Source organism: Streptomyces sp. NPDC054770, from assembly GCF_053611985.1.
In genome coordinates, this window is the sequence record NZ_JBSHBL010000124.1 from 1 (window position 1) to 22,321 (window position 22,321).

The following is a 22,321-nucleotide window of genomic DNA, read 5'->3' on the forward strand; positions in this document are numbered from 1 at the left end:
GGGGCCGTCGCCATTCTGGTCTCCCTTTGTGGTTCAGTGCTGGGGGGGGGGGGGACACTGGGGGGGCGGTGCGGTCGCCGTGTGGCGCGCCGTGGCCACCGCGGCCCCCGTATGCCTTGGCCCATCAGGACACGGGCCCGGCGACTCTCCTGCGCCGCAGCGCGTAGGCACCGGTGGCCGCTACGCCGAGGACGGCCAGTCCGCCGGCGGTGACGCCGGGCGTGGCGAGGCCGCCGCCGCCGGTGTGCATACCGCCGTGCGGCCGGTCGCTCTCCTCGTCGTCGCCCCACGACGAGCCGCCCTCGTCCTTCCCTCTGCCTCCCTGGTCCTGCTTGCCCCCTTGGTCCTGCTTGCCTCCCTGGTCCTGCTTGCCTCCCTGGTCCCCCTTCTCCTCGTCGTCCTGGCCCTTGTAGGTCTCGGGGTCGAACTTGCTGTTGCTGCTGCTGTAGGAAGAGTCGTCGCGGCCTCCGTCGTTCTGGTCCCCCGAGCCCGCGGCCTGGGCGGCTGGGGCGGAGAACGCGAGGGCCGCGGTGGCGGCCGTCGTCGCGAGGATCATGCGGGCAGAACGCATCTCGATGTCCTTCCGCCGTGGCCGGGCGCCGATACTCCATCAGCTGTAACGACCCGGCCCCGACATGAACCACCGTCAGCCAGCCCCGCGGCTCGCACCATCCAGGCCGCCCATCCGTGGTGACGACACGCCCAACACCGCCCGGCTGGGTCAATCCCGCCCGGGGACACACCGCCATTCGGGCGGTCCTGGGCCCGTCGTCGGCGTGTCGCCGCGTGACGGGCCCGCCGTGGTGTCAGTAGCCCACGTAGAAGGTGGCGTCGGCCTGGTCCGTGGTCGTGGAGACGGGATCGATGCGCAGCACGTAGTCGGAATGGCGGATGTAGCGCGTCGGGTAGTTGTACGAGCGGAACGAGGACCAGGAGGAGTCGGCGAGGCCGGCCGTCCGGTAGAACGTGGCGTCCTGGGCGAACGCCGTGGTGCTGTCGTTCTCGTCGAGCTGGAGCTGGTAGTTGTAGTGGCGCAGGTAGCGGGTGGGGTAGTTCACCGACCGGAAGGACACGCCGCTGCTGTCGGCGAGGCCCGGGACCAGGGTCCACATGCCGTCGGTGTACGGGTCGAAGGCGTACTCGTCGATCCGGCCGATGAAGTTGCTGTGCCGGACGTATCTGGCCGGGTAGTTGTAGGACTTCAGCCGGTTCCAGGCGGGGGTGCCCCACTTGGCGACGAGGTTGTTGTACTCGGTCGCGGTGATGGGCTGGATGCCGCAGTGCTTGGAGTTGAGCGGCTGGGTGTAGGTCTTCTGGTCGAGGGCGGTCCAGGTGCCGGCGGACAGGGCGCTGGTCTGCCAGGCGTAGAAGACGCCGTTGGGGTCCCAGGTGTCTCCCCAGAGGTACCAGGTGGAGCTGGACGTCAGGGACTTGACCAGGGTCGGGGCCTCGGTGCCGTTGTGCGAGACGGCCGTGGAGAACTCGGTGAAGCTGCCGGGGTCCAGTGAGGTGGAGCGGGCCCCGACGAGGGTCGAGTTCTTCTTGAAGTACAGGTAGTTGACGCCGCTGACACCGACCGCGAGGTCGCCGTCGATGACGTCGTAGCCGGGGTCGAAGAAGACCTGGGGGTCGCCGGCGGTGATGAAGTCGCCGGTGTAGTTGATCATGATGACGTTGTGGCCGCTGTCGTTGACGGCGGAGTAGATGACGCCGTACGTGCCGCGTCCCGCGTCCCAGAAGGCCTCGGGCGCCCAGGCGTGGGTGTCCATGTCGTGCAGCTTCATCCGCCGGTACCCGGTGAAGGTGCGCAGGTCGGTGGAGTCCCAGACGTGGATGTACTGGCTGACGTACGTCCAGTCGGTGCCGTACAGGTCGGTGGCGAGGACGACGAAGGTGCCGTCCTGCTTGCGCAGGATGAACGGGTCGCGCAGGCCGAGGGAGCCCGCGGTCGGGGTGGCGACGGGGGCGTTCTGGTTGAGCGGGGTCCACTGGAGGCCGTCGGTGCTGACGGCCAGGTGCAGGCCGTAGTTGGCGGCCAGCATGTCCGGGGACTCGGTGAAGTAGCACATCACGTAGGCCGAGTTGGTCGCGGCCCGGGCGGTTCCGGCGCCGAGGGCGAGGGCGCCGGTGGCGGCGAGGGGGACGGTCGCGGCCGCACCGAGGAAGTGGCGGCGCGACAGGGGGGTGCCGTTCATGTGCGCTCCAGACGAGGGGGGATGTCCGGGATTTCGGACGCAGTTCGGGAAACCGATCAGAAACTAGAGGGACGCGTGGGGCGCGTCAATGCTTGCGTAACAAGGGAGTTACTGGGAATTCGCTGTGTGCACCGGGAGCCTGAGGGTCGCGGGCCGCAGACCGGGCGCCGTGGCGGTGAGCGTGAGGCGCCCCTGCCGCTTCGCGGGGCGCAGCACGGCCAGGGCCCGGCCGTGCCAGGTGTGGCGGCGGGGCTGCTTGAAGCTGTCCGCGTTGTGCGGGTTGCCGTTGGCCACGCCGACGAGTTCCCCGGCACCGCGGACGCCGAAGTCGACCCGGAGCGTCGCGTCCGGGACCGGCAGGCCGTCCCGGTCGACCACCTCCACCAGGACGTGGGCGAGTTCGTCGCGTCCGGTGATCAGGGACCGTACGTCGGAGACCAGCCGCAGGGCGGCCGGGGCGCCGGCCGTGCGCAGGGTCGTACGGCCGATCTCCCTGCCGTCGCGGTGGGCGACGGCCGTCAGCTCGCCGGGCCGGTAGGGCACGGTGAAGGTGGCCATGGCCCGTTCGGGTACGGCCGCCGCGAGTTCCTCTCCGTCGAGGAGGATCCGGGCGCTGTCGCCCGCCGTGTAGACGTGCACGGTCATCGGGTGGCCGGGGTCCACGTCCCAGGTCCAGCCGGCGAGTTCGTCGAAGTAGCCCCACCAGACGGCGACCTGCTCGGTACCGGGCAGCGCCGGGCGCTCCACCAGCAGCTCGACCGGGCTGCGGCCGGTGAGCGCGGCCCGCCAGTGGTTCTGCGGTTTGCGCTGCCCGATGAGGTCCAGGTCGCCGCAGTTGCCCTGGAAGTAGGGGTACGGGTAGCCGAAGCCGCCCCAGGAGTGGTGGAGCGTACGGGCGGTCGACCAGCCGGGCAGGACGCTCTGGTCGCCGATGGACGCGGCCGTGCCCTCGGGGGCCATGGGCGTCTTGCCGATGCCGGACTCGCCGAGGTAGTCCCAGGCGGCCCAGACCCAGTTGCCGACGGCCCAGGTGTTCGCCGCCACGAACGCGGTGTCCTGGTGGATGGTGGCCGGGAAGCCCTCGCTCTGGGTCATCGCCCGTTCGGGGTGGGCGGCGTGCATCGGGCCGTACGTCTTGCCGTTGGCGTTGTAGTGGACGTCGCCGACGTCGACATAGCTCCAGGACGGGTCGTCGGCGCTGAAGGTGGAGCCGCCGCCCAGGGTGATCGGGCGGGTCGGGTCGAGGGCGCGCAGCGCGGCGGCGAGCTGGGCACCGCGCTCGCCGTTCGTGGTGTCGGTGATCTCGTTGCCGAGGGACCAGATGACCACGCTGGGGTGGTTGCGGTCGCGCAGGACGGTGCCGGTCAGGTCGCGTTCCCACCACTCGGCGAAGTAGCGCGCGTAGTCCTGCGGGTTCTTGCCGGTGTCCCAGACGTCGAAGAACTCGTCCATCACCAGCATGCCGAGCCGGTCGCAGGCGTCGAGGAGGGCGGGGGTCGGCGGGTTGTGGGCGGTGCGGACGGCGTTGAAGCCGGCCGCCTTGAGGAGTTCGACCCGGCGTTCCTCGGAGCGGCCGAGGGCGACGGCGCCCAGCGGCCCGTGGTCGTGGTGCACGCAGCCGCCGGCGATCTTGACGGTCTCGCCGTTGAGCCGGAAGCCGACCTCGCCGTTCCAGACCAGGGAGCGGATCCCGAAGGCGGTCGTCACGGTGTCGACGACCCGGTCGTGGACCAGTACCTCGGCGCGGGCGGTGTAGAGGCTGGGCGAGTCCGTGGACCACAGGGCGGCGGCGCGGATCGGCAGGTCGAGGGCGGCGGTGCCGTGCACGTCGGCGGGGGTCCGCCGGGTCGACACCGGGTCGCCGTGCGGGTCGAGGACGGTGACCCGCACGTCCGCCGGGCCGCCCTCGACCGTCACCTCGACATGCGCCACCGAGCGGCCGGCGGCCACCTCGGGCGTGGTCACATGGACGCCCCAGAGGGGGATGCGGACCGGACCGGTCACGGTGAGCCAGGTGTGGCGGTAGATGCCCGAGCCCGAGTACCACCGGCTGTTCCGGCCGCTGTTGTCGACCCGCACGGCGAGCACGTTCGGGCCGGTGCGGTCGAGATGCGGGGTGAGGTCGTACGCGAACGACGTGTAGCCGTAGGGGTGGAAGCCGAGGTGTGCGCCGTTGAGCCAGACGTCGGCGTTCTGGTAGACGCCGTCGAAGCGCAGTTCGGCATGGCCGGACGGTGCCGCGAAGTGCTTGCGGTACCAGCCGGTGCCGCCGACGGTGTAGCCGGTCGAGCCGCCGTTCTGGCTGCGCGCGGTGTCGAACGGACCGATCACCTGCGGGACCCCGGGCTGGTCCGGGTCCGGGTCCTTGACGACCAGCAGGGACGGATCGCTGGTGGCGGCACCGTCCGTGGAGGTGGCGTAGGGCAGGTCCTCGATGCTCCAGTCGTGCGGGAGGTCCAGCGGGCGCCAGGCGCTGTCGTCGTACGACGGCTCGTGCGCCCCGTCGGCGTCGCCGCGCAGGAACAGCCAGCCCTCGTCGAAGGACCGCTCACGCGGACCACCGCCCCCGCTCGCCGCCGCCTGCGACGCCGACAGGCCGCCCTCCAGCGCCGCCGCCGCTGCCGCGGCCAGCCCGAGGGCCTGACGCCGGGTCACCCCGCCGTTGTGCTGCTCGCTCATCGTCGGCTCTCCGTGGTGGCGGGGTCGAGGGCGCGGGGCGAGGAGGTCCCGGTCCTCGCCCCACGGAGGGTCGTTCGAGATGTCGGAAGCAGTGCGACATGCTGTGCGGAGCTCCACGCTAGGGGACGGCGGGGCGCTGTCAATGACGCCTCCTCAGCCACTCCGGTCCCCGTCGGCACCGGGGCCCCGGACCGGCCGGACCGTACCCTGGTGGCCGTGGTCGACTGCGGCGAGGGACCGGGTGCGGTGGCCGCTCGGCTCACCGGGCGGCGGGTTTCCGCTGCGCGGGTCCGGTCGGGCGGGCTCGCGGAGGTGACGCTCGCGGACGGTTCCGCGGTCGTGGTCAAGCGCGGCGACGGCCCCGGGGCGGTGCGGGCCGAGGTGGCCGGGCTGCGCTGGCTGGCCGCCGCCGGGGCGGTGCCGGTACCGGAGGTGCTCGGGCACGACGAACGGTGGATGGTGACCGAACTGGTCCCCACCGGACGTCCGAGCGCCGAGGCGGCGACGCGTTTCGGCCGCGCCCTCGCCGCCCTGCACGCGTCCGGGGCCCCGGCCTTCGGGACGGCGCCGCCGGACGGCCCGCGCGACGCCTGGATCGGTCTCGCCCCGATGCGCAACGAACCCGGCACCGACTGGCCGCACTGGTACGCCGAGCACCGGGTGCTGCCGTATCTGCGTGAAACGGTCGACCGGGGAACCCTGCGGCCCGGCGAGGCCGCGGTGATCGAGCGGGTCTGCGAGCGGCTGCCGGAGCTCGCGGGGCCGCCCGAGCCGCCCGCCCGGCTGCACGGCGACCTGTGGAACGGCAACGTCCTGTGGGGCGCCGACGGCGGGGTCCGGCTGATCGATCCGGCCGCGCACGGCGGGCACCGCGAGACCGACCTCGCGATGCTCCACCTCTTCGGCTGCCCGTATCTGGACCGGATTGTGGCGGCCTATCAGGAGGCGGCCCCGACGGCCGACGGCTGGGCGGAGCGAATCGGCTTGCACCAGCTGTTCCCGCTGCTGGTGCATGCCGCGCTCTTCGGACGAAGCTACGCCGAACAGGCTTTGGCGACATCCCGGAATTTCGCGGACATGTGACACCGTCATGTGCCCGGCGGGAATGTGAAATCGGCCACGTGCAGGAGCGATTCGCCGGTTCTCCCTTAACAAGCTCTTAATTCGGGCTGAGATTACGCAGAGTAAGGAAACCAACCACGCGTTCGAATCGTATAAGTGCATGGAAGAACGAAACAGGGAGAGACCATGCAACCGTTCGCGCTCAACTACGCACGCCCCGCAGTGCAGTTGGACGTCACCACTCCGTACGCGTATGACTCCGGACTGCAGTTGAACGTTCTCCACGATGGCCGGATCGCAGCCACCGATCACGCAACGCTCAGAGCCCTGGGGACCACGACCTCCACCGCGGGCTCCAAGACGCACTTCGACGACTGATCGCGGAACTTCACGATGACCGTGCTCATCCTGACCAGTGACGAGGACGTGACGGCGGACATGGTGGTCCTCCGGCTGCACGAGGCCTCAGTGCCCGTCGTCCGCCTCGATCCTGCCGATCTGACCAGCGGTGTGGCCCTGTCGGGCGAGTATGTGCAGGGCGCCAATCGCGGACATCTGTCCGTGAACGGGCGCCTGGTGAGCATGAACGGCCTGCGCTCCATATGGCTGCGCAGGCCGGGGGTCGCGGCCTCCCGGGCGGCACAGCCGTCCAGCTGGCTCACCGAGGAGTCCGAGCAGGCGCTGTACGGCATGCTGCGCGGGACCGAGGCGCGCTGGATGAACCATCCGGACGCGGCTCGCCGGGCCCGCCACAAGCCGTGGCAGCTGCGGCTGGCGCAGCGCAGCGGGCTCGCCGTGCCCGCGACGCTGATCACCACGTTTCCGCAGGCGGCCCGGGAGTTCGCGGAGCGGTTCCCGGACCTCGTGGTCAAGCCGGTGTCGGGCGCGCATCCGCAGGAGCCGCCGCGGGCGGTGCCGACCAGCCGGGTGGCGCCGGACACCGACTTCGCGGCGGTGGCCTTCGGCCCGACGCTGCTGCAGCGGCGGGTGGCCAAGCGGGCCGACATCCGGCTCACGGTGGTCGGCGAGCGGCTGCTGGCGGCCCGCAAGCCGGTGAGCCCGGACGCCCACCCCGACGACGTGGACGTCCGGTTCGCGCCGTCGGACACTCCCTGGCGGGAGGCGGAGGTGCCGCCGCGAGTCGCCGAGGCCGTCCGTACGTATATGAAGGACGCCGAGCTGGCCTACGGCGCCTTCGACTTCGCGGAGGACGCCGACGGCATCTGGTGGTTCCTGGAGTGCAACCAGTCGGGCCAGTTCGGGTTCGTGGAGATGGACACCGGTCAGCCGATCGCGGAGGCCATCGCCGGATGGCTCGCGCACGGCACCGAGCGGTGCCGGCCGGGGGTCGGCGGCGTGCGGGGCGCGACGCCTTGACGGGCTGGGCGACGATGTGGGACCGGGTACGGAGAAAGGAACGGGAGATGCGCATCGGACTGCTGGGGACCGGGCCCTGGGCACGGGCGGCATACGCCCCCGCGCTGGCGGGACATGGTTCGCTGGACTTCGCCGGGGTGTGGGGCCGCCGCCCCGAGGCCGCCGCGGAACTGGCCGGGGAGTTCGACGTCCGGGCGTACGAGGACGTGGACGCGCTGCTCGACGACGTGGACGCGGTGGCGGTGGCGCTGCCGCCGGTCGTGCAGGCGGAACTGGCGGTGCGGGCCGCGGAGGCGGGCCGGCATCTGCTGCTGGACAAGCCGCTCGCGATCGGCGTCGCCGAGGGGCGGGCGGTGGTGGCGGCGGCCGAGCGGGCCCGGGTCGCCTCCGTGGTGTTCTTCACCACCCGCTTCCAGCAGGAGCCGGAGGCGTGGATCGGCGAACAGGCCGCCGCGGCGGGGTGGTTCACGGCCCGGGCGCAGTGGCTGGGTTCGCTGTTCACCGGTGACAGCCCGTTCGCCGACTCGCCGTGGCGGCGGGAGAAGGGCGCGCTGTGGGACGTGGGTCCGCACGCCCTGTCCGTGCTGCTGCCGGTCCTCGGCGACGTACGGCGGGTGGCGGCCGCCGTGCACGGGCCCGCGGACACCGTGCATCTCGTCCTCGACCACGCGGGCGGGGCGTCGAGCACGGTGACGCTGAGCCTGACCGCGCCCGCGGCGGCGGCCGGGGCCGATGTGGAGCTGCGGGGCGAGTCGGGGGTCACGCTCCTTCCGAGGAGTGCGGAAGGAGCCGTCCCAGCGCTGACCCGGGCCGCCGACGCCCTGGTGAGCGCCGCGCGCACGGGGCGGGCACACTCGTGCGACGCGGCGTTCGGCCTGCGGGTCACCGAGATCCTCGCGGAGGCGGAGACCGTGCTGGGCAAGGACATCGGCTAGGCGGCCGGGCGGCCGCTCGGCTACTCCTTGCCGAACGGCTCGTCGCTCCATCTGAACCAGGCCCGGTCCCCCTCGATGTGCAGCAGGAACTCGGGGACCGGGCCGTCCGGCGAGATCAGGGAGACCTGGCGGCGGATCTCGTCCTGGACCTCCTCCCAGGCCTCCCAGTCCTCGTCCTCGGCCAGCACCAGCTCCCGGGCGAACAGGTCCCGGACGGCGGGGAAGCCGGGGCCGGGGATGAAGGTGCCGTGCAGCCAGGGGAAGTCGGCCTCGTCGACGACGATCTCGCCCGCCGGCTCCCGCCCGCCCCGCACCTGCCAGACGTCACCTTCGAACCCCATGCCGACTCCTCCCGTCAGCTGTCGATCACCCTGCCGTCAGCATCTCACCCGGCACTGACAGCGGCCCTCGCCCAGAAGTTCACCCGCTCCCGGAGGACGGGGTAGCCGGCCTTGGCGAAGTGGGCGGCCATGGGGGTGTTGCCCTGGTCGGTGGCAGCGGCGATGAAGTCGGCGCCCTGCTCGGCAAGGAAGTGCGTGCACTCGACGAGCAGGTCGTAGGCGTAGCCGTGCCCGCGCTGCTCGGGCAGGACGCCGATGAAACCGACGCAGGGCCCGCCCGGGTTGCGGCCGGGGATGTGGATGCCGACCGGCTCGCCGTCGGGGGTGCGGCCGATCTGCCACCACTCGCGGGGCGAGGGCATCCAGTGGAAGAAGTCCATCTCCTCCTGGGCAGCCTGGTCCACTCCCCCCTGTTCGATGGCCCGGCGGGCGTGGGCGTCCAGGGTGACGGAGTGGATGCGGCGCAGGGCGTCGAAGAACACCCGGTCGTCGGGTTCGGGGGTGAAGACGAGGCGGCCGGGGCGTTCGGGCAGACCGCACTCTGGCGTCCAGCGGTAGTTGTAACGCTCCACCAGGAGCTCGAAGCCGGCCTTGCGAGCGGCGGTGAAGCGGGTCTCGGCGGCGGTGCGCAGGGCGGGGTCGTCGTGCCAGCCCGTGGGCAGGTCGAGTTCCAGTTCAGGGACCTGCCAGGGCGCGCCGCGCAGCAGCTCGGCGCCGGCCTCCTCCTCGCCCTCGGCCACGTCGAACCAGTTGATCAGGATCGGCTCGGCTGCTCCGGGAGCGCCCCACCAGGCGGCCCGGGCGACCACGCGCCCGTCGCGCAGGGCGACGCGCTGCCAGTCGGGGCGGAAAGCCGTGCCGATGCGCTGGTGCCGTTCGCGCAGGCGCAGCGGGTCGGGCAGGGTGTCGAAGAGGTGGGCGGTGGTGTCGTCGAGCGTGCGGATGACCGGATCGGTCACGGATTCCTCCGGGATGCGTGCTACGGGGAGCGCTCCCGGGTCAGCTCTGACCTGTCACGCCCGGGAAACGGGGAGGGAGCGCGGAATGGGTGTGATGTACATCACGCTCGCCTCCTTCCGTCCGGTCTCGGGCGTGCGGTCGTACGTTAGGGGCCCGGGGGCGGAGGCGTCCACGGGTTTTCCGCACGCGGCTTTTCAAGATCGGGGCGGGTCAGGTGACCGGTCACGGGCGTAGCTTAGGGATGTGACTTCGGTGCGCGGCTGGTCGTCGCGTGGCTACCGGGACGGTCGTGGCTGGTTGCAGGGTGCGCCGCCGCCACGCTGGGTCCGGGTGCTGCCTGTCGCACTGCTCGCGCTCGTGACGGCGGCGACGCTGATCAGCCCCGACGGACACGACTTCGGCTTCCTCCTCGGCGCCATCCCGCCGCTCGCCGTCCTCTCCTACGGCCCACTGGCGACGGCCGTCCTCAGCTGCCTGGTGGTGCTGCTGCTCAACGTGCCCGCCACCCATCTGAACCACCCCGGCGACACCGACCTCCTCACGGTCACGTTCGTGGCCCTGCTGAGCGTCTTCGTGTCCTATGTGCGCAGTCACCGGGACGCCCAGCTGCTCACCGAGCGGGCGGTGGGCGAGGCGGTGCAGCGGGCGGTGCTGCCGCCGCTGCCGGAGCAGGTCGGTGCGGTGGGCTGCGTGGGGCTGTACCGGGCCGCACAGCACGGGACGCTGGTCGGCGGGGACTTCTTCGACGTGCGCGACGGTCCCTACGGGGTCCGGGCGGTGATGGGGGACGTACGCGGGCACGGGCTGGCCGCCGTCGCCACGGTGGTGTCGCTGCTCGGCGCGTTCCGGGAGGCGGTCCTCGACCTGCCGGACCTGGAGTCGGTGGCGGCCCGGATGGACCGCAGACTGACCGTGGACTCGGCCGGCATCCCGCACGCGGAGCTGTTCGCCACGGCCCTGCTGCTCGAGTTCTCCACCGATCTGCGGTCGGTGCGGCTCGTGGCCTGCGGTCATCCGGCACCCGTGCTGCTGCGGGACGGCCGGGCCCAGGAAGTGGTCGTCGCATCCGGGGCCCCGTTGGGCCTCGGGCTGATGGGGGCGGATGCGGCCAAGGAGATCACGGTCGAGCTGGGGGCGGGCGACCGGCTGTTCCTCGCCTCGGACGGGGTCTGGGAGGCACGCGACCGGGCCGGGTGCTTCTATCCGCTCCCGGAGCGGCTCGCGGGCTTCGCCGGCGTGGACGCGGTCGCGCTCACCGAACAGGTGTGGGCGGACCTGACCAGGCACTACGAGGTGCGCGACGACACCACCATGCTCGTCCTGACCCCGGCGATCGGCTGAGCTCCCGGCACCGCCGTCGGCCGAGCTCTCAGCCCACCTCCCACAGGAACCGGTGGGTGTGGATGCCGAAGTACGGGAAGGGCCGGACCTCGCGTACCCCCTCGATCGGCCGGACCATGTCGTTGACGAAGTCGAGCAGGTCTTTCGGGCCGGGCGTGACCACCTCGGCGAAGAGGTCGAAGCCGCCCGAGGTGAACACGGAGTACACCACCTCGGGGTGTCCGGCGAGCGCGTCGGCGACCGCCCGGGGGTCGCCGTCCACACCGATGCCGAGCAGCGCCATCGCCTGGCCGCCCATGGCCATCGGGTCGGTGACGCCGACGACCTGCACGGCCCGGGAGTCCAGCAGCCGCTGGAGCCGCTGCCGGGCCGCGGAGGCGGAGAGGCCGACCTTCGGGCCCAGGTCGGCGTAGGCGATACGGCCGTCGGTCTGGAGCTCGCGCAGGATGGCCCGGTCGATGTCGTCCATGTGCACCGCGTCCTCCCCTCCTCTTCCCTGTCCTCAGCCGGCCAGTTCGAGCAGGGCGGCGCCGAACACCTCGGTGTGGGTATCCACGTCCTGCTCGGTGGTGTCGGGGCACATCAGGGCCATGTTGTGGAACGGGGTGAGAAGGATGCCCCGGTTGGCGAGGTAGAGGTGCAGGAAGTCCTCGAGGTCGGGGTCGGCGGCGGCCTCGGACGCGGTGCCGGTGCGCGGGGCCGGGTCGGCGAAGCGGTACTCGGTGCGGGCGCCGAGGCGGCTGACCGACCAGGGCAGGCCGTGCGCCTCGACGGCGGCCCGCACGCCGGTCTCGAAGCGTGCGGAGAGCCGGTCCATGTGGTCGAACGCCTCGGTGGTGAGCACGTGCTCCAGGGTGGCCCGGGTGGCCGCCACCGAGAGCGCGTTGCCGGCCAGGGTGCCGCCGACCCCGCCCATGTCCACCAGGTCCAGGTCGTCGCGGGCCAGGAGTCGCTCGGCGAGGTCCGCGGAGAGGCCGTAGGCGCCGGCCGGGATGCCGCCGCCGATGGCCTTGCCGATGGTCAGCAGGTCGGGTTCCAGGTCCCAGGCGGCGGTGCAGCCGCCGGGCCCGGCGGAGAAGGTGTGCGTCTCGTCGTTGATGAGCAGCGTGCCGTACCGCCGGGTGAGGGCGCGCACGCCCTCCAGGTAGCCGGGCTCGGGCAGGACGATGCCGATGTTGGTGAGGGCGGGCTCCATGAGGACGGCCGCCACGTCGCCGTGGGCGAGTTCGCGCTCCAGCTGGTCCAGGTCGTTGTATTCGGCGACCCGGCTGGTCAGGGTGACGTCGCAGGGCGCGCCGACGTTCCCGGGGCGGGGCGCGCCCTTGCCGTCGGGGCCGACGACGATCAGGGACTCGTCGACGCTGCCGTGGTAGCTGTAGCTGTTCACCAGGATCTTCGGGCGCCCGGTGACGGCGCGGGCGAGCCGGATCGCCCACCGGTTGGCGTCGGTCGCGGTGAGCGAGAAGCTCCAGCGGGCGAGCCCGAAGCGGCGGGTCAGCTCGGCGCCGACCCACTCCGCGTCCTCCGTCGGCAGCATCGCGGTGGCCCCGCCCAGCTCGGCGAACCGGCGGTGCACCGCCTCGGTCACGGCGGCCGGCGAGTGACCGGCCATCGCGCCGGTGTCGCCGAGGCAGAAGTCGATGTACGTGTGCCCGTCGACGTCGGTGACCCGGGCCCCGCGGGCGGTCGCCAGGTACCGGGGGAAGGCTCCGGCGGTCTTGTTCATCCACGTCATCGGGACCCGGCCGAAGAGATGACCGGCATCGGCATACGCCGCTCGGGAGCGGGGGTTGTGCCGCTCGGCCTCGGCGCTCTCGCGGGCCAGGAGGGCGGGCAGTCGGGTGCGGTCCATGGAGTACCCCTGACAGGCAGCGGTCGGCGACGGAATGAGGGGAGCGTACGGCCGATATTGTCCACAGATCAAGGAGTGACACTCGATTCGAGCGTCATGACGAATGAATCGAGTGTCGCGCCCACCCAGGAAGATCTGGCACTCCGCACGACATCCGTACCGATGTGCCGTGTTCGAACATTCGCCCTGAAACGCCAGGGTCCGCCACCCCTTCCGCCAGTTAGAAATATCTACCAGCATGCATATGCCGGGTCGGCGGGCGGCCGCGCCGAGTACCCGGTGTCGGTCGTTCCCTGCGCCCGAAACAGGTGAGTGAAGATCCCCCGGAGCTGTGCATGACGAACACGATGTGGATGCAGGGTGTGGAATGGCTCGCGGCGGCCTCGGCGGACCCCCGGGCGTGCAAGTGGACGTGGGACCACGGCGAGGGGGTCTCGCTGCTGGAGGCGGGCCGCTACTGGGACCTGCTGAGCGTGCCGGACCGGCTCGGTCTGCTCACGCTGGACCTGCTGTGGCGGCCGCCCCTGCCGGTGCCCGGGCCGACCCTGGTGGACACCGCGGCACGCCGGGTCGGGTTCTTCCTGCCTCCCGACCCGGACGGCGGCTGGATCGGGGCCGGACTGCGGTACACGAGCAAGGGGGCATGGGTGGCCGTGCCGCCGCCGTACCGGCCCGCGCGTTCCCTGGAGTGGCTGGTGCCGCCCGACGGCAGCGGCGCGCTGCACTCGCCGGGCACGCTGGAGCTGGCGCTGCGGGAGGCCAACGGCACGCTGGCGGTGCTGCGGCCGGTGAACGAGGAGCAGTGAGGCTGCCGGACGGGCCGGGAGCGGGGCGGCAGGCGGGGGTGGCGGGCGCGCGGCTCCCGTCCCCCGGCCGCCAGGCGGCATCGGACGCTCACTCGTATCCTGTGAAGTCAGGGTTCTGACGTCCGACCCCACCGCACGTTCGCTCTCACGTGCTTGGAGTCAGCCCATGCCGCACACGTCCGCCATGCTGCGCCGCGGGGCCGCGATCGCCGTCGTGGTGGGGACACTCACCGCGCCCCTCGTGGCAGCGCCCGCCTCCGCGCCGGCCGCGTTCGCCGCGCCCTCGTCGCCCTCGTCCACCCCGTCGCCGTCCGGTAGCCCGGACGTCCGCGCCATGACCCCGGCGGTGGCCCGCCAACTCGACGCGGCCGTGCAGCACGTGATGCGCGAAGCGGACGTGCCCGGCGTGACCGTCGGTGTGTGGACGCCGGGGCAGCGCGACTACGTTCGCTCGTTCGGGGTCGCGAACAAGGCGACAGGGCAGCGGATGTCACCCGACCTGTACATGCGGATCGGCAGCGAGACCAAGACGTTCACCGTGACCGCGCTGCTGCAACTGGTCGACCAGGGCAAGGTGAGCCTGGACGACCCCGTCGGCAAGTACCTCGACGGCGTGCCGAACGGCGACCGGATCACCCTGCGGGACCTGGCCGGGATGCGCAGCGGACTGTTCAACTACTCCGAGGACGCGGGCTTCTTCAAGGCGCTGACCTCGGATCCGCAGCGCGCCTTCACCCCGCGCCAGCTGCTCGCCTACTCGTTCAGGCACCCGGTGATGTTCCGTCCCGGGGAGAAGTTCCACTACTCCAACACCAACCTGATCCTGCTCGGTCTGCTCGTCGAGAAGGAGAGCGGGCAGTCGCTCGGCGACTACCTCGAACAGCATGTCCTGGGTCCGGCAGGCATGAGCCACACTTCGTTCCCGACCGGGAACGAGTTCCCCACCCCGCACGCGCAGGGCTACACGAACCAGACGGCGACCGGGAAGGTCGAGGAGACGGCCGGGTGGAACCCGTCCTGGGGCTGGGCCGCCGGCGCGATGATCTCGAACCTGGACGATCTGCACACCTGGGCGCGCACCGTGGCCACCGGCGTCTTCCCCGACGGCACGGCCATGGTCGGCCCCGCCGTCCAGAAGCAGCGGCTGACCACGCCTTCGACCGGCATCCGGGGCGCCGGGTACGGCCTCGGCATCTTCGACGTCCAGGGCTGGATCGGGCACAACGGCTCGCTACCGGGCTACGAGTCCCTGACGATCTACCTGCCGTCGACGCGGACGACCGTGGTCGTCCTGCTCAACACCGACATCAGCTACAAGGGCGACATCGAGCCCAGCACCCTGTTCGGTCAGGCGGTCACCGGGATCGTCTCCCCGGCCCACGTCTTCAACCTGCCGGTGCCGGCCTCCGCCACGCGGTGACGACACGCACCGCACGCAGTCCCAACTCACCGTTCCCGTATGGCAATTCCGACACTTACTACAGAAGCGAACAGTCACTGAGCGGATTCGAAGTGATGTAACGATTCACCGTGCGGGGCCGGTCAATGACGGTGTGTACTGTGCTGCGAGTGCCACATGGGAGGGCCCCGGGCTCCCCCCTGCCCACTGCTGCCCTACTCCCCCTGGGACACCGATTCCATGATCGAATTACCGGAACTGGTAGCCGGTGGTCTCGCCGCCGGAACGCTCTCCGCGCTCGCTCTCGGCGGCAGCCTGCTCAGGTCCCGGCACCAGAAGGCGGCGCTGCGGGCCGAGGTGACGGAGTTGCGCGCCCGACTGGAGGGAACCGAGGGCGCGTTCATCACCGAGGTCGAGCATCTCGCCGCCCGCCGGATGCCCGCGGCCGCGGCCCAGCTCGCCCACCCGCATCTGAGGGTGCCGGGCCCGGTCAGGCAGCACACGCCCGGAACCCCCACCGGGATCGCCCTGGAGTACGTGCTCACCGCGCTGCGCGAGGAGCTGACCGCGCAGCGCATCCGGATCGACGCGGCCGCACAGGCCGGTCTCCGGGGCGCCACCCGGGAGATCCAGGCCGCCCTCTACCGCCTCCAGGACGCCCTGCGGGGGCTCCAACAACGCTACGACGATCCCGAGTTGGCGCAGACGCTGTTCGCGCTGGACCACGAGAACGAGCAGTCGCTGCGGCGGGCGCAGGTCGCGGCCGTGGTGTGCGGGGCCTGGGTGGGGCTGGCCCGCGAGGAGTCCCATGTGGTGGACGCCGTCACCGGCGGCCAGGCCCGGCTCTCCGGCTACCACCGGGTCCAGGTCAACAACCATCTGGAGCCGGGCACCGCCCTGGTGTCGCACGCGGTCGAGCCGGTCGCCATCATCGTCGCCGAACTCCTCGACAACGCGCTGCGCCACTCGGCGCCGGACACCGATGTCGTGGTCAATCTGGAGCACGTCCACCACGGGGTGTGCGTGACCGTCGACGACGCGGGCCTCGGCATGACGCAGGACGAACGGGCCCGCGCCCAGCGGCTGGTGGCGGGCAGCGACCCGATCCTGCTGACCGACCTCGGTGACCCGCCGCGCATGGGTCTGGCCGCGATCGGCCAGCTCACCCGCCAGTTCGACCTGAACGTCGACGTCTCCTCCCCCTCGCCCTACGGCGGGGTGCGCGCGGTGCTGCGCGTGGACAGCCATCTGCTCGGCCGGATCGACCCCGGCGACCGGCCCCCGTCGGCCAGTGCCCCGCGCTCGACCCGGGAGCAGGCGGCGCGCAGGCAACCGGTGCGCGAGACACCCGTGCACGAGCCGTCCCCGCAGGATTCACCCGTGCGCCGGTCGGCTCTGCCCGAGACGGCCGGGTCCGAGGCGGCGCTGCCCGAGACGGCGTCGGCCGGGTCTTCGGCGTCCTTCGTGCCGGTGCCCGCCGCATCCGGCGGGTCCGGGCCGGGGGCCGAGCACGAGCGCGTCCCCGCCCCGGGCCGCGAGGAGCCCGGTGAGCCCGGTGAACCGGGCGCGCTGCCGCAGCGGCGCCGTCGGCACCGTGCCGCCGCCCCCGGCGCGCCCGAGCCACAGCCGGGCGCGCGCCGCCCCGAGGAGGCGGCCGCCGCACTCGCGGCCCTCCAGTACGGCACCGCGGCCGCGCGGGCCCCCAAGCGGGCCGCCGCGCCCGAAACCCACCGGACCGACGACGAAGGAGGAGCGGCCAGATGACCAGCCGCGATGCGGGCGAGACGGCATGGGTGCTGGACCCCGTCCTGCAGGTGCCGCATGTACTGGCCGCCGTCCTGCTCACCCGGGACGGCCTCGCGACCGGCTACACCGACCGTCTCTCGCAGGCGAGTGCCGAGCGGGTGGCCGCGATCACCAGTACCGTGCAGGGCGCCTGCCGGGCCGCGGCGGCCGCGTTCGCGGACCGGGACCGGGCCGAGGTGCGGCAGGTGGTCATCGAGTCGGACCACGGGTACGTGCTGATCGTGCCGACCGACCACGGCACCTGTGTGGCCGCCTACGGCGACCCGGAGGTGCGCCTGGACCTGCTGGCGCACCGCGTGCACTCGCAGGTGGCCCGGCTGGGCGAGAAGGCGATGGCGGCCGCGCCCAGAGGCTCCGACGGCGGCGCGCCGGCATGACCGGCCGCCGTGGCGGCCGTCCCCTGGTCCCCGCGTACCTGTCGACCGGCGGGGTGGCCCGGCCCAGCCGTCCGCACCTGGAACGGCTGACCGTGCTCACCCGCGACAAAGCCCCCCTGCCGGCCGGTCTGCCGGCCGCCGAACTGGCCCTGCTGGAGCTGCTGTCCGGCGGCGCGCTGACGGTGGTGGAGGCCGCGGCGCTGCTGCGGCTGCCGTTCTCCGCCGTCCGGGTGCTGGCCGCCGACCTCGTCGACCGGGACCTGGTCCAGGCCCGCGCGCCGATCCCGCCCGCCGAACGGTTCGACCCCGACCTGCTGAAGAGAGTGGCCGATGGCCTGCGCGCCCTCAAGCACCAGTGACCTGCCCCGCGGGGGCGGCACCCATCTCCCCGACGGCGCCCGCGACCTGGTGAAGATCCTGGTCACCGGACCGTTCGGGGTGGGCAAGACGACCCTGATCGACTCGGTCTCGGAGATCCGCCCGCTGCACACCGAGGAGCATCTCACCGAGGCCTCCGTCCATGTCGACGACCTCGACGGGGTACGGGAGAAGCAGACGACGACCGTCGCGATCGACTTCGGGCGGATCAGCCTGTCCGGCGGGATCGTGCTGTACCTGTTCGGGACGCCGGGGCAGGACCGGTTCCGGACGCTGTGGGACGACATCTCCTACGGCGCGCTGGGTGCGCTGGTCCTCGTCGACAGCCGCCGCATCGACGCTTCCTTCGACGTGCTCGGCCTGGTGGAGGAGGCGGGGCTGCCGTACGCGGTCGCCTTCAACGCGTTTCCCGACGCGCCGAGCCACTACACGGGCGAACAGCTGCGCGCCGCCCTGGACCTGGAGCCCGGCACCCCGATGGTGACCTGTGACGCGCGGGACGCCCACTCCTCGGTCGACGCGCTGCTCGCCCTCGTCCAGCATCTGATCGACGACCGGCCGGCGGAGGCCCGATGACCGCCCAGCAGTCCTTCACCGTCTCCGGCCCGGTACGGCTGTGGGAGGACGGCTTCGCCCGCAACCCGCACGGCTACTACGCGGCGCTGCGCGCCCAGGGTCCGGTGGGCTGGGCGGAGCTCGCGCCGGGCACGCCCGCGTACGTGGTCACCGAGCGGCGCGCCGCCCTCGACGTGCTGCGGGACGTCGAGACCTTCTCGCACGACCCGCGGGGCTGGGAGGCGACCGTCCCCGAGGACTCGCCGCTGCTCGGCATGATGCGCTGGCGGCCCAACGCCCTGTTCTCCGACGCCGACGCGCACCTCCGCTACCGGACCACCCTCATCGACGTGTTCGACCTGATCGAGCCGCACGACCTGCGCCAGCTGGTGCACCGGGCGGTACGGCTGCTGGTCGACCGCTTCGGCCCCAAGGGCGAGGCGGACCTCGTCACCGACTTCACCCGGCCGCTGATGGCCCTGGTGTTCAACAACCTCTTCGGGCTGCCGGACAGCCAGGGCGACCGGCTCAACGAGGGCCTCCTGAAGATGATGGAGGGCGGCGCACAGGCCGCCGAGGGCGAGGCGGACTTCGTCGAGTACGTGCTGCGGCTGATCGCCGCCAAGGTCGAGGAGCGCGGCGAGGACCTGCCGAGCATGCTCCTGGACCATCCCGCCCAGCTGACCCCGGAGGAGGTCACCTGGCAGGTGTTCCTCACCCTGGGCGCCGGTTACGAGCCGACCACGAACCTCGTCTCGAACGCGCTCTCCCGGATCCTCGGAAACCCGCTCTACTACTCCACGCTCACCAGCGGCGCCCGCCCGGTCATGGACGCGGTGGTCGAGGTGCTGCACCACGAGACCCCGCTGGCCAACTACGGCATCTACTACGCGCGTCGGCCGGTCTCCTTCCACGGGGCGTGGGTCAGGCCGGCGATCCCGGTGGTGGTCTCCTTCGGCGCCGTGGGGCTGTTCGCCGAGCGGGAGGAGACCGGCGGGCGGCGGGCCGCGGACGCCTCGCACCTGTCGTGGGGCGCCGGCCCGCACGCCTGCCCGGTCCGGCACCACGCGCTGCTCATCGCGACCGAGGCCATCGAGCGGCTCACCCTGTGGCTGCCCGACCTCGACCCGGTCCTGCCCCGCGAGAAACTCAGCTGGCGGCCCGGCCCGTTCCACCGCTCGCTGACCTCCCTGCCCGTCCGGTTCAGCCCCCGCTCCCCCGACCAGCCTGGAGAGACGTCGTGACCGTCACCGACCGCATCGCTCTCGACCCGTTCGGCTCCGACATCCCGGCGGAGAGCGCACGGTTACGCGCCCTCGGCCCCGTCGTTCCCGTCGAACTGCCCGGCGGCATACCCGCCTGGGCACCCACCGGGTACGAGGTCCTCAAGGAACTCATCCTCGATCCCCAGGTCAGCAAGGATCCGCGCAAGCACTGGCGGCTCTGGCCGGAGATCGGCGAACACCCCTCCTGGGGCTGGGTGGTGAGCTGGATCGGGGTGTTCAACATGCTCTCCGCCTACGGTCCCGACCACACCCGGCTGCGCAAGCTGGTGGCGCCGAGCTTCACGCACCGGCGGACCGAGGCGATGCGGCCGCGCGTCGCGGCGATCGCCGCGGAGCTGCTCGACGGGCTGGCGGCGGCGGGTGCCGACGGCTCGGTGGTGGACCTGCGGGCCGGGCTGGCGCAGCCGCTGCCCATGCGGATGATCTGCGAACTGTTCGGGGTGCCCGACGAGATGCGGGACGACACCGGCGCGCTGATCGCGGCCATCATGGACACCTCCGACCCGACCCCCGAGCACGCGGCGTTCGTGCAGGAGCGGATCGGCACCGTCCTCGGCGGGCTGATCGCGTACAAGATGGAGCACCCGGGCGACGACATGACCACGGAGCTGATCCGGGTCCGCGACGAGGACGGCGACCGGCTCGGCGACGAGGAGCTGCTGTACACGCTGCTGCTGGTGATCGGCGCCGGTTTCGAGACGACGGTCAACCTGATCGGCAACGCGGTCGTGGCGCTGCTGACGGATCCGGCGCAGCTGGCGGCGGTGCGGACCGGGGCGGTCGGCTGGGACGCGGTGATCGACGAGACGCTGCGGGTGCATCCGTCGATCGCCTCGCTGCCGCTGCGGTTCGCGGTGAGCGACCTGAAGGTGGCGGACGTGACCATTCCGGCCGGGGACGCGATCATCACGACGTACGCGGCGGCGGGCGTGGACCCGGCGCACTACGGACCGGACGCGGCCGCCTTCGACGCCGCGCGGGGTGCCGACGACCATCTGGCGTTCGGGATCGGGGTGCACCGCTGTATCGGCGCGCCGCTCGCCCGGGCGGAGGCGCTGGCCGCGCTGCCGGCGCTGTTCGAGCGGTTCCCTGAGCTGCGGCTCGCGGTCGGGGAGGACGAGCTGCGGCAGGTGCCGTCGTTCATCGCGTTCGGCTGGCAGGAGATCCCGGTGCGTCTGGAGGCGTGAACCGGCGCCGCGGGGGCAGTGGCACGGGGGTGGCGGGGGCTGCGACCGGTCCCCCGTTCCGGTCGTGCCCCCGCACGACGTGAACTTACGTCCGAAACCAGCCGTTGGGTATCGCGCCGGTGCCCGTTCGGGTACGGCGAGGACTCACCCGTGCACAGGTGAGTCCGGTTGGCCCTGGTTCGCCCGGAGCAGGACGGGGGCGGTGAGGTCCCCGAGGGCCAGGTGGGCCAGGACGACCTCGTACAGGTCGGTGCCTGCGGCCAGCAGCTGACGCTCCAGGACGGGTTCGGCGCCCCGCACGTGTTCGCGGACGGTCTGGGCGTGCACGCCCAGGTCCTGGGCGGCGCGCTCGGCGTTCCCGCCGGCGGCGATCCAGGCGCGCAGGGTGCCGCGCAGGTCGCGGCCGTCGCGGATCAGGCGGTCCAGGAGGTCGCGCGCCCAGGCCCGCAGCGCCGGACTCGCCAGCAGGTCGCCCAGACGGACGCCGGACGGCTGCGGCGCCGTGCCGGCGAGGTCCTCGGTCAGGGCCGCCTGGGTGTTGAGGGCCAGATGGGCGGTGGCGCGCACGGTGAGGTCGGAGAAGTCGGCGCCGAGCAGCGTCTCGACCCGGTCCATGCGGGCGCGCACGGTGTTGCGGCTGACGCCGAGGACCTTGGCCGCGCTGACGGCCGTGAACTCCAGGCCGAGGCGGGTGGTGGCGAGGAGTTCCGCGCGGGTGTGGTGGGGCAGGGTGTCGAGCGGCCGCAGCACGGCGGTGGACCAGGCGTGCAGCGCGGTGGGGTCCATCAGCCGTTCCGGGTGGGTGCGTTCGGCGTAGACGGCGGCCTGGTCGGGGCGGAAGTGGGCGACGGCGAGGGCACTGACGGCCTGGCCGTAGGCGGTGGCGGTCTGGGCCAGGTTCTGCCGGACGCTGCCGCCGACGAAGGTGCCGGGGCGGCCGTCGACGAGGGACCGCAGCCGCTCCGCCGTCGCGGGCGCGGGGCTGAGGATGATGACGTGGCCGTCCATGGCGGGGCAGCGCACGACGAGGGCCTGGCCGCGGGTGACGTCGAGGCAGTCCTCGGCGAGGCCGTCGCGTTCCGCCGGGTCTCCCTCGACGATGTACACGCAGGCGCTGTCGGTGTCGAGCAGGCCGGGCCACAGGCCGGCGGCGACGCGGCGGGCGGAGACCGTGTCCTCCACCATCAGGAGTTGCAGGATGGCGAGGCGCAGATCGGCGGCGGCCCGCCGGAGCCGGTGCCCGGCGGCCGTCAGCTCCCGCTCGCGCAGCAGGAGTTCGACGACTCCGGCGGTGTGGGTGACGATCTCGGCGGCGCGCCGGTCGAAGGGGGCCGCGCGGGCCACGGTGAGCAGTCCGGCGGCCGCCGCACGGGGGTCGGGGGCGCGGACCGCGACCAGCCGCAGGTGGCGGTCGCCGTCCTGGACGGCGGCGGCGGAGATCCGCCCGGCGACCACGTCGGCCACGAGACCGGCGTCGAGGGGGATCCGGGTCCCGGCGAGCAGGATGCCGTCGGCGTCCTGGAGGCAGACGGTCGCCTGCACGGTGCCGGCCAGCCAGGCGACGACCCGGCGCGGGTCGCGGGCGCCGGGGCGCAGATGGTCGAGGAGCCGTGCGGCCCAGCCGTCGCCGTGGGATGCCGGAGGTTGCGGGGCCCCGTCTGCTCGGCCTGCCATCTCGCCCTGCCCCCTCGTTCCTCGCGTCGGCCTCGGTCCACGGACGTTACCCGATGGACGGAGCCTGCTCCCGGCCACCGGGCACGGCGCCGCCGGCGGCCCTCGGGGGAC

21 protein-coding genes are annotated in these 22,321 nt (G+C 72.6%); 13 read left to right on the forward strand and 8 right to left on the reverse strand.

Features of this window, described 5'->3' with window-relative positions:
• Nucleotides 1-124: 124 nt before the first annotated feature.
• The 3 genes from ACWGKQ_RS49070 to ACWGKQ_RS49080 all read right to left on the reverse strand — a co-directional run bounded on the left by ACWGKQ_RS49070 (nt 125) and on the right by ACWGKQ_RS49080 (nt 4,874).
• Entirely contained in the window at nt 125-571 is a 447-nt protein-coding gene (locus tag ACWGKQ_RS49070) for a hypothetical protein (RefSeq protein WP_453298614.1), read from the reverse strand.
• Between the two features lie 235 nt (nt 572-806).
• Nucleotides 807-2,195, reverse strand: coding sequence for a glycoside hydrolase family 43 protein (locus tag ACWGKQ_RS49075; protein WP_453298615.1), 1,389 nt, complete (start codon nt 2,193-2,195; stop codon nt 807-809).
• A gap of 108 nt (nt 2,196-2,303) precedes the next feature.
• Complete coding sequence (locus ACWGKQ_RS49080; protein ID WP_453298616.1) at nt 2,304-4,874, reverse strand: glycoside hydrolase family 2 TIM barrel-domain containing protein; 2,571 nt, start codon at nt 4,872-4,874, stop codon at nt 2,304-2,306.
• Between the two features lie 210 nt (nt 4,875-5,084).
• On the opposite strand from ACWGKQ_RS49080, the gene ACWGKQ_RS49085 reads away from it, so the two are divergent.
• From ACWGKQ_RS49085 to ACWGKQ_RS49100, 4 genes are all read left to right on the forward strand, one after another.
• On the forward strand, nt 5,085-5,957 hold the full coding sequence (locus tag ACWGKQ_RS49085; protein WP_453298617.1) for a fructosamine kinase family protein: 873 nt from the start codon (nt 5,085-5,087) through the stop codon (nt 5,955-5,957).
• A gap of 165 nt (nt 5,958-6,122) precedes the next feature.
• Nucleotides 6,123-6,314 carry a putative ATP-grasp-modified RiPP gene (tgmA, locus tag ACWGKQ_RS49090; protein ID WP_089102565.1) on the forward strand — a complete coding sequence of 64 codons (192 nt, stop codon included), beginning with the start codon at nt 6,123-6,125 and terminating at the stop codon, nt 6,312-6,314.
• A gap of 15 nt (nt 6,315-6,329) precedes the next feature.
• Nucleotides 6,330-7,313 (forward strand): ATP-grasp ribosomal peptide maturase, encoded by a 984-nt coding sequence (tgmB, locus tag ACWGKQ_RS49095; protein ID WP_453298618.1) that lies wholly within the window; start codon nt 6,330-6,332, stop codon nt 7,311-7,313.
• Nucleotides 7,314-7,360: 47 nt separating this feature from the next.
• Nucleotides 7,361-8,248: a Gfo/Idh/MocA family protein gene (locus ACWGKQ_RS49100; RefSeq protein ID WP_453298619.1), complete on the forward strand. Its 888-nt coding sequence runs from the start codon at nt 7,361-7,363 to the stop codon at nt 8,246-8,248.
• A gap of 20 nt (nt 8,249-8,268) precedes the next feature.
• On the opposite strand, the gene ACWGKQ_RS49105 is transcribed toward ACWGKQ_RS49100, so the two are convergent.
• Nucleotides 8,269-8,589, reverse strand: a complete 321-nt coding sequence (locus ACWGKQ_RS49105) for a hypothetical protein (RefSeq protein WP_453298620.1) — start codon at nt 8,587-8,589, stop codon at nt 8,269-8,271.
• A 44-nt stretch (nt 8,590-8,633) separates the two neighbouring features.
• Nucleotides 8,634-9,548, reverse strand: coding sequence for a GNAT family N-acetyltransferase (locus ACWGKQ_RS49110; protein WP_453298621.1), 915 nt, complete (start codon nt 9,546-9,548; stop codon nt 8,634-8,636).
• A 244-nt stretch (nt 9,549-9,792) separates the two neighbouring features.
• Here ACWGKQ_RS49110 and ACWGKQ_RS49115 point away from each other — a divergent pair, with 244 nt between their 5' ends.
• The gene (locus ACWGKQ_RS49115) at nt 9,793-10,890 is read left to right on the forward strand and encodes a PP2C family protein-serine/threonine phosphatase (protein ID WP_453298622.1); all 1,098 of its coding nucleotides are present in this window, start codon (nt 9,793-9,795) and stop codon (nt 10,888-10,890) included.
• Between the two features lie 28 nt (nt 10,891-10,918).
• On the opposite strand, the gene ACWGKQ_RS49120 is transcribed toward ACWGKQ_RS49115, so the two are convergent.
• On the reverse strand, nt 10,919-11,359 hold the full coding sequence (locus ACWGKQ_RS49120) for an Lrp/AsnC family transcriptional regulator (protein WP_453298623.1): 441 nt from the start codon (nt 11,357-11,359) through the stop codon (nt 10,919-10,921).
• Nucleotides 11,360-11,392: 33 nt separating this feature from the next.
• Nucleotides 11,393-12,742 (reverse strand): transaminase, encoded by a 1,350-nt coding sequence (locus ACWGKQ_RS49125; RefSeq protein WP_453298624.1) that lies wholly within the window; start codon nt 12,740-12,742, stop codon nt 11,393-11,395.
• A gap of 335 nt (nt 12,743-13,077) precedes the next feature.
• Between ACWGKQ_RS49125 and ACWGKQ_RS49130 the strand changes: the two genes are divergently transcribed.
• From ACWGKQ_RS49130 to ACWGKQ_RS49165, 8 genes are all read left to right on the forward strand, one after another.
• A complete protein-coding gene (locus ACWGKQ_RS49130) occupies nt 13,078-13,548 on the forward strand; it encodes a hypothetical protein (RefSeq protein ID WP_453298625.1) in 471 nt (156 codons plus the stop codon).
• A 166-nt stretch (nt 13,549-13,714) separates the two neighbouring features.
• Nucleotides 13,715-14,968 (forward strand): serine hydrolase domain-containing protein, encoded by a 1,254-nt coding sequence (locus ACWGKQ_RS49135; protein WP_453298626.1) that lies wholly within the window; start codon nt 13,715-13,717, stop codon nt 14,966-14,968.
• A 219-nt stretch (nt 14,969-15,187) separates the two neighbouring features.
• A complete protein-coding gene (locus ACWGKQ_RS49140; protein ID WP_453298627.1) occupies nt 15,188-16,711 on the forward strand; it encodes an ATP-binding protein in 1,524 nt (507 codons plus the stop codon).
• Nucleotides 16,708-17,130 (forward strand): roadblock/LC7 domain-containing protein, encoded by a 423-nt coding sequence (locus ACWGKQ_RS49145; RefSeq protein ID WP_453298628.1) that lies wholly within the window; start codon nt 16,708-16,710, stop codon nt 17,128-17,130. The genes ACWGKQ_RS49140 and ACWGKQ_RS49145 overlap by 4 nt, the downstream gene beginning before the upstream one ends.
• Complete coding sequence (locus ACWGKQ_RS49150) at nt 17,127-17,489, forward strand: DUF742 domain-containing protein (RefSeq protein ID WP_453298629.1); 363 nt, start codon at nt 17,127-17,129, stop codon at nt 17,487-17,489. Before ACWGKQ_RS49145 ends, ACWGKQ_RS49150 begins: the two co-directional genes overlap by 4 nt.
• A complete protein-coding gene (locus tag ACWGKQ_RS49155; protein ID WP_453298630.1) occupies nt 17,461-18,084 on the forward strand; it encodes a GTP-binding protein in 624 nt (207 codons plus the stop codon). Before ACWGKQ_RS49150 ends, ACWGKQ_RS49155 begins: the two co-directional genes overlap by 29 nt.
• Nucleotides 18,081-19,307, forward strand: coding sequence for a cytochrome P450 (locus ACWGKQ_RS49160; RefSeq protein WP_453298631.1), 1,227 nt, complete (start codon nt 18,081-18,083; stop codon nt 19,305-19,307). The genes ACWGKQ_RS49155 and ACWGKQ_RS49160 overlap by 4 nt, the downstream gene beginning before the upstream one ends.
• Nucleotides 19,304-20,536 carry a cytochrome P450 family protein gene (locus ACWGKQ_RS49165; RefSeq protein WP_453298632.1) on the forward strand — a complete coding sequence of 411 codons (1,233 nt, stop codon included), beginning with the start codon at nt 19,304-19,306 and terminating at the stop codon, nt 20,534-20,536. The genes ACWGKQ_RS49160 and ACWGKQ_RS49165 overlap by 4 nt, the downstream gene beginning before the upstream one ends.
• Before the next feature lie 144 nt (nt 20,537-20,680).
• Here ACWGKQ_RS49165 and ACWGKQ_RS49170 read toward each other — a convergent pair whose 3' ends face one another.
• A complete protein-coding gene (locus ACWGKQ_RS49170; protein WP_453298633.1) occupies nt 20,681-22,210 on the reverse strand; it encodes a helix-turn-helix domain-containing protein in 1,530 nt (509 codons plus the stop codon).
• Nucleotides 22,211-22,321 lie beyond the last annotated feature (111 nt).

What these genes read in the sequence shown, in the direction of transcription:
- tgmA (WP_089102565.1), top strand. Translation starts at nt 6,123, where the DNA reads ATGCAACCGTTCGCGCTCAACTACGCACGCCCCGCAGTGCAGTTGGAC.
- ACWGKQ_RS49150 (WP_453298629.1), top strand. Translation starts at nt 17,127, where the DNA reads ATGACCGGCCGCCGTGGCGGCCGTCCCCTGGTCCCCGCGTACCTGTCG.
- ACWGKQ_RS49130 (WP_453298625.1), top strand. Translation starts at nt 13,078, where the DNA reads ATGACGAACACGATGTGGATGCAGGGTGTGGAATGGCTCGCGGCGGCC.
- ACWGKQ_RS49145 (WP_453298628.1), top strand. Translation starts at nt 16,708, where the DNA reads ATGACCAGCCGCGATGCGGGCGAGACGGCATGGGTGCTGGACCCCGTC.
- ACWGKQ_RS49070 (WP_453298614.1), bottom strand. Translation starts at nt 571, where the DNA reads ATGCGTTCTGCCCGCATGATCCTCGCGACGACGGCCGCCACCGCGGCC.
- ACWGKQ_RS49080 (WP_453298616.1), bottom strand. Translation starts at nt 4,874, where the DNA reads ATGAGCGAGCAGCACAACGGCGGGGTGACCCGGCGTCAGGCCCTCGGG.
- ACWGKQ_RS49100 (WP_453298619.1), top strand. Translation starts at nt 7,361, where the DNA reads ATGCGCATCGGACTGCTGGGGACCGGGCCCTGGGCACGGGCGGCATAC.
- tgmB (WP_453298618.1), top strand. Translation starts at nt 6,330, where the DNA reads ATGACCGTGCTCATCCTGACCAGTGACGAGGACGTGACGGCGGACATG.
- ACWGKQ_RS49125 (WP_453298624.1), bottom strand. Translation starts at nt 12,742, where the DNA reads ATGGACCGCACCCGACTGCCCGCCCTCCTGGCCCGCGAGAGCGCCGAG.
- ACWGKQ_RS49075 (WP_453298615.1), bottom strand. Translation starts at nt 2,195, where the DNA reads ATGAACGGCACCCCCCTGTCGCGCCGCCACTTCCTCGGTGCGGCCGCG.
- ACWGKQ_RS49170 (WP_453298633.1), bottom strand. Translation starts at nt 22,210, where the DNA reads ATGGCAGGCCGAGCAGACGGGGCCCCGCAACCTCCGGCATCCCACGGC.
- ACWGKQ_RS49120 (WP_453298623.1), bottom strand. Translation starts at nt 11,359, where the DNA reads ATGGACGACATCGACCGGGCCATCCTGCGCGAGCTCCAGACCGACGGC.
- ACWGKQ_RS49140 (WP_453298627.1), top strand. Translation starts at nt 15,188, where the DNA reads ATGATCGAATTACCGGAACTGGTAGCCGGTGGTCTCGCCGCCGGAACG.
- ACWGKQ_RS49105 (WP_453298620.1), bottom strand. Translation starts at nt 8,589, where the DNA reads ATGGGGTTCGAAGGTGACGTCTGGCAGGTGCGGGGCGGGCGGGAGCCG.
- ACWGKQ_RS49155 (WP_453298630.1), top strand. Translation starts at nt 17,461, where the DNA reads ATGGCCTGCGCGCCCTCAAGCACCAGTGACCTGCCCCGCGGGGGCGGC.
- ACWGKQ_RS49160 (WP_453298631.1), top strand. Translation starts at nt 18,081, where the DNA reads ATGACCGCCCAGCAGTCCTTCACCGTCTCCGGCCCGGTACGGCTGTGG.
- ACWGKQ_RS49135 (WP_453298626.1), top strand. Translation starts at nt 13,715, where the DNA reads ATGCCGCACACGTCCGCCATGCTGCGCCGCGGGGCCGCGATCGCCGTC.